The sequence below is a fragment of the Jiangella alkaliphila genome, from assembly GCF_900105925.1.
Classification (GTDB): Bacteria; Actinomycetota; Actinomycetes; order Jiangellales; family Jiangellaceae; genus Jiangella; species Jiangella alkaliphila.
On record NZ_LT629791.1, the window covers coordinates 1,365,275 to 1,377,315 of the forward strand.

9 protein-coding genes are annotated in these 12,041 nt (G+C 71.1%); 7 read left to right on the top strand and 2 right to left on the bottom strand.

The features are described 5' to 3' along the window. The first annotated feature begins 76 nt into the window (after window positions 1–76). The 6 genes from paaN (at window position 77) to BLV05_RS06410 (ending at window position 8,427) form a co-directional block, all read left to right on the top strand. Window positions 77–1,753, top strand: a complete 1,677-nt coding sequence (gene paaN / locus BLV05_RS06385) for a phenylacetic acid degradation protein PaaN (RefSeq protein ID WP_046766892.1) — start codon at window positions 77–79, stop codon at window positions 1,751–1,753. Between the two features lie 178 nt (window positions 1,754–1,931). Continuing rightward, on the top strand, window positions 1,932–3,296 hold the full coding sequence (locus BLV05_RS06390; protein ID WP_046766891.1) for an ABC transporter substrate-binding protein: 1,365 nt from the start codon (window positions 1,932–1,934) through the stop codon (window positions 3,294–3,296). Between the two features lie 116 nt (window positions 3,297–3,412). Next, window positions 3,413–4,351 (top strand): carbohydrate ABC transporter permease, encoded by a 939-nt coding sequence (locus tag BLV05_RS06395; RefSeq protein WP_046767187.1) that lies wholly within the window; start codon window positions 3,413–3,415, stop codon window positions 4,349–4,351. Beyond that, window positions 4,348–5,262, top strand: a complete 915-nt coding sequence (locus tag BLV05_RS06400; RefSeq protein ID WP_046766890.1) for a carbohydrate ABC transporter permease — start codon at window positions 4,348–4,350, stop codon at window positions 5,260–5,262. Before BLV05_RS06395 ends, BLV05_RS06400 begins: the two co-directional genes overlap by 4 nt. Window positions 5,263–5,293: 31 nt before the next feature. Then, window positions 5,294–6,301: a LacI family DNA-binding transcriptional regulator gene (locus BLV05_RS06405; protein ID WP_046766889.1), complete on the top strand. Its 1,008-nt coding sequence runs from the start codon at window positions 5,294–5,296 to the stop codon at window positions 6,299–6,301. A 62-nt stretch (window positions 6,302–6,363) separates the two neighbouring features. Next, window positions 6,364–8,427 carry a S9 family peptidase gene (locus BLV05_RS06410; protein WP_231948763.1) on the top strand — a complete coding sequence of 688 codons (2,064 nt, stop codon included), beginning with the start codon at window positions 6,364–6,366 and terminating at the stop codon, window positions 8,425–8,427. Between the two features lie 21 nt (window positions 8,428–8,448). Here the strand turns inward: BLV05_RS06410 and BLV05_RS06415 are convergent, their stop codons facing one another. Together BLV05_RS06415 and BLV05_RS06420 are read right to left on the bottom strand one after the other, a co-directional pair. Continuing rightward, window positions 8,449–10,221 (bottom strand): bifunctional metallophosphatase/5'-nucleotidase, encoded by a 1,773-nt coding sequence (locus BLV05_RS06415; RefSeq protein ID WP_046766888.1) that lies wholly within the window; start codon window positions 10,219–10,221, stop codon window positions 8,449–8,451. Then, window positions 10,221–11,675, bottom strand: a complete 1,455-nt coding sequence (locus BLV05_RS06420; protein ID WP_046766887.1) for a glycerophosphodiester phosphodiesterase family protein — start codon at window positions 11,673–11,675, stop codon at window positions 10,221–10,223. Before BLV05_RS06420 ends, BLV05_RS06415 begins: the two co-directional genes overlap by 1 nt. A gap of 122 nt (window positions 11,676–11,797) precedes the next feature. On the opposite strand from BLV05_RS06420, the gene BLV05_RS38135 reads away from it, so the two are divergent. Then, window positions 11,798–11,926, top strand: coding sequence for a thioredoxin domain-containing protein (locus BLV05_RS38135; protein ID WP_267884842.1), 129 nt, complete (start codon window positions 11,798–11,800; stop codon window positions 11,924–11,926). Window positions 11,927–12,041: the final 115 nt, after the last annotated feature.

The window sequence follows — 12,041 nt, forward strand, 5'->3', positions numbered from 1 at the left end:
TGGACGGGCGGCGGGTGACTGTGACAGAGTGGAGCCAACTGTGCGCCAGTTTGTCACACGCTGTGGAGGTCCCGCGATGGTGCTGGGCAGTCTGATCGATCGGCACCGCGACCTGCTCGGCCGGGCCGAGACGGCCATCGGCGAGCGGACGTACTTCTCCGCCTACCCCGAGTCGCCGAGCCCGCGCGTCTACGGCGAGACGGCCGCCGCCGACGGGCAGGCCGCGCACGAGGCGCACCTCGGCGCCGACTTCCCGCTCGCGACGCCCGGCGCCGACGGCACCGTCGCGACCGAGACCAGCCCGTTCGGGCCCGAGCTCGGCGTGCGCTACCCGCGGGTGCCGGCCACCGACGAGGCGGTCACGACGCTGCTGGCCGCGGCTCAGGCGGCCATGCCGGCCTGGCGCGACGCCGGCGCCGACGCCCGCGCCGCGGTCTGCCTCGAGGCGCTGTCGCGGCTGCACGCGCGCATCTTCGAGCTGGCCCAGGCGGTCATGCACACCTCCGGCCAGGCGTTCGTCATGGCCTTCCAGGCCGGCGGCGCGCACGCGCTGGACCGCGCGCTGGAGGCGGTCGCCTACGCGCACGCCGAACAGGCGCGCATCCCCGACGAGGTCGTGTGGGAGAAGCCCTCCAAGCGCGAGCCGTTGCGCATGACGAAGACGTTCCACGTGGTGCCCCGCGGCGTCGCCCTCGTCATCGGCTGCAACACGTTCCCGACCTGGAACTCCTGGCCCGGCCTGTTCGCGTCGCTGGCCACCGGCAACGCCGTCGTCGTCAAGCCGCACCCCAACGCCGTCCTGCCGCTGGCCATCACCGTGCAGTCGATCCGCGAGGTGCTCGGCGAGTACGGCTTCGACCCCGATCTCGTCACGCTCGCGGCCGAGGACCCGGCCGACCGCTTGGCCGCCGTGCTCGCCGTCCGGCCCGAGGTGCGCATCGTCGACTTCACCGGCTCGACGGCGTTCGGCTCCTGGCTCGAGGAGCACGCCCGCCAGGCCGTCGTGTTCACCGAGAAGGCCGGCCTGAACACTGTCGTCGTCGACTCCACCGACGACCTGCAGGGCCTGGTGAACAACCTCGCGTTCTCGCTCAGCCTCTACACCGGCCAGATGTGCACGGCGCCGCAGAACGTGTTCGTCCCGCGCGACGGCGTGCTCACCGACCAGGGCAAGGTGAGCTTCGACGAGTTCGGCGCGGCGCTCGCGGGCGCCATCGACAAGTTGCTCGGCGACGACGCCCGGGCGGTCGAGATCCTCGGCGCCGTGGTCAACGACGGCGTCCGCGACCGCGTCGACGCGCTGGCCGGCGACGGCGCCGTGCTCGCCGCGCGCACGATCACCCATCCGGCCTGGCCCGGCGCCACCGTCCGCACACCCGCCGTCGTCGCCGTCGACATCGCCGACGACGACCGCTACTCGGCCGAGTGCTTCGGCCCGGTGTCGTTCCTCATCGCGGCCGACTCCACCGCGCAGGCGCTGGAGCGGTTCGCGTCGTCCGTCCGCGAGCACGGCGGCATGACGGCGTCGGTCTACTCCACCGACCCGGCCGTGCTCGACGCCGCCGAGCTGGCCGCGGTCGAGGCCGGCGTGCCGCTGTCGATCAACCTGACCGGAGGGGTCTTCGTCAACCAGTCGGCCGCCTTCTCCGACTTCCACGGCACCGGCGCGAACCCGGCCGCCAACGCCGCGCTCACCGACGCCGCGTTCGTGGCGTCGCGGTTCCGAGTGGTGGCCGCACGCAGGCACGCCTGAGCTGTTCCGTGTCACATCTCACACTCGCCGGAGCGGCGTGACGTAATCGTTACGGCGAAGTTGCCGATGGGCTCTTGCAATTTTCGAGCGTAAACGTTTTCGTTCATGCACTGGAACACGCATTGGCATTCGAGCGTCAGGTGCTCGGACCGATCCCTTCTGGGAGGGAGACAGACACATGGCGATGAGCAGCGCCCGCAAGGGCTGGGCAGCTGTCGGCCTCGCTGCAAGCGTGTCGCTCGTCCTGGCCGCGTGCGGCGGCGACGACGACGGCGATGACGACACCGCCGGGGGCGGCGACACCGGCGGCGGCGGCGACTGCGCGTTTGCGGAGGACTTCACCGACCTCGACGGCACCTCGGTGACCGTCTACAGCACCATTGTGGCGCCCGAGGACGCGCCGCTCGAGGCGTCGTTCGACGCGTTCGAGGAGTGCACCGGCATGACGGTCGTCTACGAGGGCTCTGACGAGTTCGAGGCGCAGCTGCCGGTGCGCATCCAGGGTGGTTCGCCGCCCGATCTCGCGATCATCCCGCAGCCGGGTCTGCTGGCCACGCTGGTCCGCGACTTCGACGCCGTCATCGAGGTGCCGGAGGATGCCCGGGCCAACGTCGAGGCGTCGTTCGACCCGGCATGGGTCGACTACGGGACCGTCGACGGCACCTACTACGGGACGCCGTTCGGCGCGAACGTCAAGTCGTTCGTCTGGTACTCGCCGTCGGCCTTCGCCGACGCCGGCTATGAGATCCCGACGACCTGGGACGACCTGATCGCGCTCTCGGACCAGATCGTCGCCGACGGCGGCATGCCCTGGTGCGCCGGCTTCGGCTCCGGTGACGCCACCGGCTGGCCGGGCACCGACTGGGTCGAGGAGGTCATGCTCCGCACCGCCGGTATCGATGTCTACCGGCAGTGGTACAACCACGAGATCCCGTTCAACGACCCGCAGGTGGTCGAGGCGTTCGACACCGTCGCCGAGATCCTCAAGAACGACCAGTACGTCAACGGCGGCCTCGGCGACGTCACCAGCATCGCCACGACGCGGTTCGAGGACGGCGGCCTGCCGATCCTCGACGGCAACTGCTGGATGCACCGTCAGGCGTCGTTCTACCAGGCCAACTGGGGCGAGGGCGTCGAGGTGGGCGAGGACGGCGACGTCTACGCGTTCTACCTGCCGGGCATCAACCCCGAGCACGGCAACCCGGTGCTGGGCGGCGGCGAGTTCGTCGCGGCGTTCACCGAGCGTCCGGAGGTCCAGGCCTTCCAGAGGTACCTGACCACCGACCACTTCCATGCCGAGCGCGCGAGCAAGGGCAACTTCGTGTCGGCCAACCGCACGGTGCCGGTCGACGCCTACGACAGCCCGGTCAACCAGCTGTCGGCCGAGATCATCGCGGACCCCGAGGCGGTGTTCGGGTTCGATGCGTCGGACCTGATGCCGGCCGAGGTCGGGACCGTCGCGTTCTGGACCGGGATGGTCAACTGGATCACCGGTGCCGAGACGCAGGAGACGGTCGACGCCATCGAAGACGCCTGGCCGTAAGGGGCCTGGGGCGCGGGTGGTCGGGGAGGCTCCCCGTCCACCCGCGCCTCCTGCGTACGCCCTGTCCTCCTGCCTCGAGGTGGTGACACGTGGACAACTCCGAGAAGCTCGTGCAGATGGTCCTGGCGATCGCGCTGTTCGTCGCGCTGATGGGCCTGATCCTGCTGGTCGCCGGCCGAGCCGGGCGGCGCGCCGACCTCTGGCAGTCGCTGGCGTTCGTGCTGCCGGCGCTGCTGCTCCTGACGGTCGGGCTGATCTACCCGGCCATCCGCACGGCGTACCAGTCGTTCTTCGACCGCACGGCCGAGAACTTCGTCGGGCTGGACAACTACCAGTTCGTCTTCACCAACGACGCGATGATCACGGTGCTGCGGAACACCGCGATCTGGGTGTTCCTGACGCCGATCCTGTCGACGTTCATAGGACTGGTCTACGCGGTCCTGGTCGATCGCAGCCGGGTCGAGGCGGCCGCCAAGGCGGTCATCTTCCTGCCGATGGCCATTTCGCTGGTCGGCGCGTCGATCATCTGGAAGTTCGTCTACGAGTACCGGCCGGACCAGCAGGGCATCGAGCAGATCGGCCTGTTGAACCAGGTGCTCGTCTGGCTCGGCGCGGAACCACGGCAGTTCCTCATCGGTGAGCCATGGAACACGCTGTTCCTCATCGTCATCATGGTCTGGGTCCAGGCCGGCTTCGCCATGACGGTGCTCGCCGCGGCCATCAAGGCGATCCCGGCGGACATCACCGAGGCGGCCCAGCTGGACGGGCTGACCGGCGTGCGAATGTTCCGCTACATCACGGTGCCGAGCATCCGTCCGGCGCTCGTGGTGGTGCTGACGACCATCGCCATCGGCACGCTCAAGGTGTTCGACATCGTCCGGACCATGACCGGCGGCCAGTTCGGGACCAGCGTCATCTCGTACGAGTTCTACACGCAGGGCTTCCGGACGTTGAACACGGGCATCGCCTCGTCGCTCGCCATCGTCCTGTTCGTGCTGGTGGTGCCGATCGTTGTCTACAACGTCCGGCAGATGCGAAAGGCGGAGTACCGATGAGCGCCGTCATCCCCACGCCCGCCGTCCAGGAGGAGCTGGCCGGGCTCGAGCCGGCGACCATCTCCGGCCGGGCCAAGAAGCGCATGACGTCACGCTGGGCCTCGCTCGCCGCGCTGATCATCGCGGTGCTGTGGACCATCCCGACGTTCGGCCTGCTGCTCACGTCGTTCCGGCCCGAGCAGTCGCTGAAGACCACCGGCTGGTGGACGTGGTTCACCAACCCGGAGCTGACCCTCCAGAACTACGACGAGGTGCTCTACGGCGCGACGGCGCTGTCGACCTACTTCATCAACTCGATCGTCATCACGATCCCGGCGGTGATCATCCCGGTGACGCTCGCGTGCATGGCGGCGTACGCGTTCGCCTGGATGAAGTTCCCCTACCGCGACACGATCTTCGTCGCGGTGTTCGCGCTGCAGATCGTGCCGCTGCAGATCGCGCTGATCCCGCTGCTGTCGCTCTACGTCGACGCCGGCATGCGGGGGACGTTCTGGCCGCTGTGGATCTCGCACACGATCTTCGCGCTGCCGCTGGCGATCTTCCTGCTGCACAACTTCTTCAAGGAGGTCCCGGCCGAGCTGGTCGAGGCGGCCCGGGTCGACGGCGCGGGTCACGTCACGATCTTCCTGCGGATCATGCTGCCGCTGGTGACGCCCGCCATCGCCGCGTTCGGCATCTTCCAGTTCCTCTGGGTCTGGAACGACCTGCTGGTGGCCGTCACCATGGTCGGCGGCACCCGCGACGTGGCGCCGCTGACGGCTCGCATTGCCGAGCTGGCCGGTAGCCAGGGGACGGAGTGGCACCTGCTCACGGCCGGCGCGTTCATCTCGATGGTGGTCCCGGTCATCGTGTTCCTGGCGCTGCAGCGGTACTTCGTCCGAGGATTGCTCGCGGGTAGCGTCAAGGGGTAACCCTGGCGTCCGCGGCCGAGAGATCTGAGCGATGACCGGAATCGTCGACGTCGCCGCCCGTGCCGGGGTATCGGTGGCGACGGTGTCCCGGGCGCTGCGTGGGCTGCCGGGGGTGTCCGCCACCACCCGGCAGCTCGTGCAGGACATCGCGTCCGAGCTGGGTTACGTCGCCTCGCCCAGCGCGGCCGGGCTGCCGACCGGCCGCACGGGCGCCGTCGCCGTCGTGTCGCCGGTGGCCCGCGGCTGGTACTTCACCGCCGTGCTGGAGGGTGCGCAGGAGGTCCTGACGCAGCACGGGTACGACGTGCTGCGCTACGACCTGTCCGAGGTCGAGACGAACCGGCGCAAGGTCTTCGACACCCAGCTGCTGCGCAAGCGGGCCGACGGCCTGCTCATCATGAGCCTGCCGCTCGACGCCGACGAGGTCGCCGCGCTGCACACCATGCATCGCCCGGTCATGGTGGTGGGTCCGATCGTGCCGGGCATCCCGACCGTCCGCATCGACGACGTCGAGGTGGGCCGGCAGGCGACCCGGCACCTGGTCGAGCTGGGCCACCGGCGCATCGCGTTCGCCGGCGGTGACCCCGAAGACCACCTCGGCTTCCCGGTCTCGCCGGACCGCCGGCTCGGCTACCTCGAGGTGCTCCGCGACGCCGGGGTCGAGCCCGATCCGCGGCTCACGGTGCCGGCCAGGTTCACCGTCGAGGCTGGCATCGCCGCCTACGAGGAGCTGACCGCCCGCGACGTGCGGCCGACGGCGCTGTTCGCGGTCTCCGACGAGGTCGCCATGGGGATCATCTACGCCGCCAAGCACGACGGCGTCCGAGTGCCCGAGGACCTCTCCGTCGTCGGCGTCGACGACCACGACCTGTCCTGGCTGTTCGGCCTCAGCACGGTCAAGCAGGACGTCCGCGAGGAAGGCCGGCTGGCCGCGGCGGCGCTGGTCGACCGGCTGCGCTCCGGCGTCGACACCGAGCCGTCGATCACCACCGTCCCGACCCGGCTGATCGTCCGCTCCAGCACCGCGCCGCCGCGCTGAGCGCCAGTGCGTACGTACGTAGTCCTGTCAGGACCTCTCATTCCCGTGATAGGTAAGAAACCGTGACAGAGACCACGCCGGAGACCCCGGACATCCCACCCACTCCGTTCCATGACCTGGACGCCTACGTGGCACTGCCGCGCACCGGCGGGCTGACGCTGTCACCCGACGGCAGCCGCCTGGTGACCGCCGTGTCCACGCTGAGCCCCGACAGCACGAAGTACGTCACGGCGCTCTGGGAGGTCGACCCCGCCGGCGAGCGTCCGGCCCGGCGGCTGACCCGCAGCGCCAAGGGCGAGAGCGGCGCGGCGTTCCTGCCCGACGGCTCGCTGCTGTTCGGATCGGCCCGCCCCGACCCGTCCGTGAAGGATGACGACGAGGTGCCGCTGCTCTGGTTGCTGCCGGCCGACGGCGGCGAGGCCCGCGTCGTCGCGAAGCGGCCCGGCGGGGTGGGCGGTGTGGTCGTCGCGCGCGAGTCCGGCACCGTCGTGGTCGCCTCCAGCACCTTCCCCTCGTCGACCGACACCGAGTCCGAGGAGAAGCGGCGCAAGGAGCGCAAGGAGAAGAAGGTCGCCGCGATCCTGCACGAGCGTTACCCGGTGCGGTACTGGGACCACGACCTCGGCCCCGACGCGCCGCGGCTGTTCGCCGGCGCGCTGCACGACGGCGAGTCCCCGCTCGACGACCCCGCGGTCGACCTGCGCGACCTCACCCCTGACGCCGGCCGGGCGCTCGACTCCACCACGTACGACGTCAGCCCCGACGGCTCCACCGTCGTGGCGGTGTGGAACCTGCCCGAGCGCGGCGGCTTCCGCCAGGCTCTGGTGCTGATCGACGTCGCCTCCGGCGAGCGGCGCGTGCTGGCCGACGTCGCCGACCACGAGTTCGAGGCGCCGAAGTTCAGCCCCGACGGATCGAGCGTCGCCGCCGTCAAGGGGCGGCGCTCCACGCCCACCGAGCCGGTCGACCAGGACCTGGTCGTCATCTCGGTGGCCGACGGCGCCTCCCGCTCGCTCACCGGTGACTGGGACCGCTGGCCGGGGTCGCCGGCCTGGACGCCGGACGGCGCGGCGATCCTCTTCACGGCCGACGACGACGGCCGCTCCCCGGTGTTCCGGGCCGACCTCGCCAGCGGCGAGATCACCCGGCTCACCGCCGACGACTTCGCCTACTCCGACCTCGTCGTCTCGCCCGACGGCACGAGCGTCTACGCGCTGCGTACGTCCTACCTCGAGCCGCCGCGGCCGGTCCGGCTGTCGGCGACCGCCGCCCGGCAGGACTCCCAGCCGCTGCCGGCGCCGTCGCCGGTGCCCGCGCTGCCCGGCACCATCGCCGAGCTCGACACCACGGCCGCCGACGGCGTTCGCGTCCGCGCCTGGCTCGCGCTGCCCGAGGGCGCGTCGGCCACCAGCCCGGCGCCGCTGCTGCTGTGGATCCACGGCGGCCCGCTCGGCTCCTGGAACGCGTGGTCGTGGCGGTGGAACCCGTGGCTCGCGGTCGCGCAGGGCTACGCCGTCCTGCTGCCCGACCCGGCGCTGTCGACCGGCTACGGCCTCGACTTCATCCGCCGCGGCTGGGGCGCGTGGGGCAAGGCGCCGTACACCGACCTCATGGCGATCACCGACGCCGCCGTCGCCCGCGACGACATCGACGAGACCCGCACCGCGGCGATGGGCGGCTCGTTCGGTGGCTACATGGCGAACTGGGTGGCCGGCAACACCGACCGCTTCGACGCCATCGTCACCCACGCCAGCCTGTGGGCCCTGGACCAGTTCGGCCCGACCACCGATGCCGCGTTCTACTGGGTCAAGGAGATGTCGGCCGAGATGGCGGCGGCCAACTCGCCGCACAACCACGTCGACACCATCACGACCCCCATGCTGGTCATCCACGGCGACCGCGACTACCGAGTGCCGATCGGCGAGGCGCTGCGGCTCTGGTTCGAGATCGCCTCCCGGGCCGAGGCCGAGGACGGCGAGATCCCGCACAAGTTCCTCTACTTCCCCGACGAGAACCACTGGATCCTCACCCCGCAGCACGCGAAGGTCTGGTACGAGACGGTGTTCGCCTTCCTCGCGCACAACGTGCTGGGCAAGGACTGGGAGACGCCGGCGATCCTCACCTGACCGCCGGCGCGCCCCGTGTGCTCAGCGCGCGCTCGCCCTGCCCACCTCGGGCGGGGCGAGCGGCGAGTGCGCCTCGGCGTAGCGCCACAGCGCGTCACCGCCGTTGAAGAGGCTGCGGTCCTGGTCGCGAGCGTCGAACAGGGCAGTGAAGCCCGGGGTGGAGTTCTTGGCGAAGAAGTTGTTCGCCAGCGTCGCCACCCGGTACTGCCCGCCCGGCCGCAGCGGCCGCCCGTCGATCCGGACGCTGCCCGGCACGACCCGCCGGCCCACCGGCCGGTCGGTGTCGTAGGCGTACGTGACGTTGCCGGACACCGCCATCGACCGGAACGTCACCGTCCCGTTCGAGCCCGCCTGCCACTGGCTCTCCAGCAGGTCGAGCACGTCACGGCCGGTCACCGTGCCGCGGACGATGCCGACGCCGATGCCGGAGTCGTAGACCACGCCGACCGCGAGCTCCGGGAACAGCACCCGGCCCGGCGCGTCGGCCGGCAGTGCGGCGTTCGGCGCATGGGCGAGGTCGGCGCGCAGGATGCCGGGCATCGCCACCGCCAGGTCGGCCGCGCCGTCCTGGTTCGCCGCCCAAAGGAACGCGTCGGCGGCCAGGTTGTAGGCCGGCGACTCCGCCGCGTCGCCCGGCGCCCGGCGGATGTCGCCGGTGATCGTGGCGATCTCGGTGGCGTTGCGTTCGGCCAGTTCGCCCCGCCAGTAGTCGGCGATGCGCACCGCCTCCGGGTCCGGCGCGACGTCCTGGGTGTTGGGGTGCAGGACGGACGTGGTGCGGTCGCGGACGACGTCACCGGTGGCCGGGTCCAGCTGCAGGCCGATCTCGCTGATCAGGTGGCCGTGGTTGCCGCCCTGGACGATCGGCCGCGGCACGCCGTCGGGGCCGGGCAGGAGGCAGTTGACCATGCCGTGCCAGTGCCCGGTGACGATCGCGTCGACCTCGGCGTCGATCTCGCGGTTGAAGTCGACGGCCGGGCCGAACGGCGCGACGCAGTTGTTGTAGCCGGTGCCGGCCTGCTGCGAGAACCCCTCGTGCAGCACGACGACGATCGCCTCGACGCCTTGGTCGCGCAGGTCCGCCGTCGCGGCGTTGATCGCGGCGACCTCGGGTGCGTAGTCGTAGCCGGCCGGCGTGTACGACATCTGCTCGCTCGACGTCAGCGACGTCGTGGCGTGCACGAACCCGACCGGCAGCGTGCCGCCGGCGCCGTCGTCGACATACTCGACGTGCGACGGCGACAGCGCGGGCTCGCCGGTCGCGCGGTCGATGACGTTCGCCGAGTAGTACTCGTACTCGGCGCCGTCGAACACCTGCCCAGTCGAGTCGGTGAAGCACAGGTCGTCGTCCGGGCGGCCCTCGCAGGTGCCGTTCCGCAGGTGGTCGAGGAACGCGAAGCCGCGGTCCAACTCGTGGTTGCCGACGGTGGAGAACTCCAGCCCGATCGCGTCGAGGTACTCGACGGTCGGCTCGTTCCAGAAGAACTCGGTCTCGTCCGGCCAGCCTGAGAAGTCGTCGCCGGCGGAGAACAGGATCGAGTTCGGCTGCCCGGCGGCGAGCTGCTTCAGGTGGGTCGCCAGGTACGCGCCGCCGCCGACGGTCTGCGCGGGGTCGCCGGCGTGCGCGCCCCGGATCGTCGCGGTGTAGCTGCCGAAGTAGCCGTGCAGGTCGGTCAGCGAGAGCAGCTGGACCGGGACGGTGCCCGCCGCCGGCTGGTCCGCGGTGGCGGCCGGTGCGGTGGCGCCGGCCAGGGCGAGCCCGGCGATGCCGGTGAGGACGATCGTGCGGCGCATCAACGGCTCCCGGTCCGCTCGAACTCGAGGTGGTCGAGGTTGAAGTTCTGGTACGCGTCCGGGTCGATCCGCACGGTGAACTCGTGCGTCCCGCGGCCCAGCAGCACGCCGTCGTCGCCCACCTGCTGGGTCATGAAGTTGTTGTGGCCGGTCGTCGTCCGCACGTCCACCGGGCCGAGGCCGGCGCCGTCGTCGAACTCGACGGTGAACCGGCCGGCGGGGCGGTACGGCGACGACACCCGTGCGGTGACGGCGTAGCGACCCGGCACCCGGACGTCGACGGAGTAACGGATCCACTCGCCGCCGCGGATCCAGCAGACGACGGTCGCGCCGCCGTTGTCGCAGACGTCGATGCCCTCGTACTCGCGGGCCGCGCCGCCGCGGTTCTCGACGTCCTGGTCCGCGTAGCCGACGCCGAGCCCGTCGGTCGAGTAGTCCTCGGCCTCGACCCGCAGCACGTTGCGGGGGAGCACCGGCCAGTCCTGACCGGCGTCGCGGGCGGCCAGCCAGTCGACCAGCGCGTCCTGGTCGTCGGTCTGGATCATCGACGCGCCGTGCCGCTCGACCACCGGCTCCCAGCCCTCGGCCGGGTCGGTCAGCGACCGCTCGTCGGTGTACCCGGCGGCCAGGCCGTACCACATGGTGTTGATCCACACCCTGGCGTCCTCCCGAATGCCGGCGACGGTGCTGGGCTGGATCTGCGGGTCGGTCAGCCGGTCGAAGACCAGCTCGTAGGCCTGCGGCCGGCCGGCGTCGTCGGCGAACGTGCCGATTGACGCCGCGTTGCCGTCACCCACGACGTGCGTGTAGAGGATCTCCGGGTCGCGGGCGAGGAACGCCTCGACCTCGGCCACCGGCGCGTCGCTCTTGAAGATCGCGTTGCGCAGCGTGCCGGTCTCGACCAGCAGCTCGTACTCCTGGTCGCGGAACGGCCAGCCCTTGTCCAGGTTGACCATCGCCCGGTCCTTCACGACGGCCAGCGCCTCCTCCAGCGTCGGCACCTGGTGGCCGGTGACGGCGGCCTGCGCGCCGCCGAGGTGCTCCCTCAGCCGCAGCGCCTTGATCTGGGCGAGCGTGAGCGACGAGACCGCGCCGGTGCCGTTCGTGGTCCGGTTCACCGTGGTGTCGTGCATGAGCACGAGGTGGCCGTCGGCCGTCCGCTGCACATCGATCTCGACGACGTGCGCGCCGCGTTCGATCGCCTGCTCGATGGCGGCGATCGAGTTCTCCGGCGCGCCGCGCCAGTAGCCGCGGTGCGCGATGACCATCACGCCGGCGTCCGGCCCGTGGTCCAGGTACATCTCGTGGATGTCCTCGATCCCGCGGACGGCGGGGGCGGCCTGGGCTGCGGGCGTGGCGGGTGGCGAGGCCTGATCGTCCGCGCGGACGAAGCCGGCCACCGTCAGCGCGACCGCGGCCGTCGTGACCGCGGTGGTCCTCCAGGTGCTGGGCATGGGGTGCTCCCGATGGGGGTGGGGGTGAACCACCCACTCTCGGCAGGCAAGGTGTGCGGCAAGGGGCCGCCCGGTGACGCCCGCCCGACGCTCCTGTGAAGACGGGCGCGCACGATTGACCCATGGCATCGACTGGACGCGCCCGGGTCCGCGCTCCCGAGCTGGTCGGCCGCGGCGGCTGGCTCAACACCGGCGACACCGCGCCGACCCTCGCCGAGCTGCGCGGCCGCTTCGTGCTGCTCGACTTCTGAGAGTCGTTGACGGTCCACTAACGGCTGCTACATTGGGCGCATTCATCCCATTCCGGCCCGCACTCGCCCGCGGGAGGAGGTGATCTAGTGCGGAAGCTCATCATCGCCATCTTCG

What these genes read in the sequence shown, in the direction of transcription:
- paaN (WP_046766892.1), top strand. Translation starts at nt 77, where the DNA reads ATGGTGCTGGGCAGTCTGATCGATCGGCACCGCGACCTGCTCGGCCGG.
- BLV05_RS06390 (WP_046766891.1), top strand. Translation starts at nt 1,932, where the DNA reads ATGGCGATGAGCAGCGCCCGCAAGGGCTGGGCAGCTGTCGGCCTCGCT.
- BLV05_RS06395 (WP_046767187.1), top strand. Translation starts at nt 3,413, where the DNA reads ATGGTCCTGGCGATCGCGCTGTTCGTCGCGCTGATGGGCCTGATCCTG.
- BLV05_RS06400 (WP_046766890.1), top strand. Translation starts at nt 4,348, where the DNA reads ATGAGCGCCGTCATCCCCACGCCCGCCGTCCAGGAGGAGCTGGCCGGG.
- BLV05_RS06405 (WP_046766889.1), top strand. Translation starts at nt 5,294, where the DNA reads ATGACCGGAATCGTCGACGTCGCCGCCCGTGCCGGGGTATCGGTGGCG.
- BLV05_RS06415 (WP_046766888.1), bottom strand. Translation starts at nt 10,221, where the DNA reads ATGCGCCGCACGATCGTCCTCACCGGCATCGCCGGGCTCGCCCTGGCC.
- BLV05_RS06420 (WP_046766887.1), bottom strand. Translation starts at nt 11,675, where the DNA reads ATGCCCAGCACCTGGAGGACCACCGCGGTCACGACGGCCGCGGTCGCG.
- BLV05_RS38135 (WP_267884842.1), top strand. Translation starts at nt 11,798, where the DNA reads ATGGCATCGACTGGACGCGCCCGGGTCCGCGCTCCCGAGCTGGTCGGC.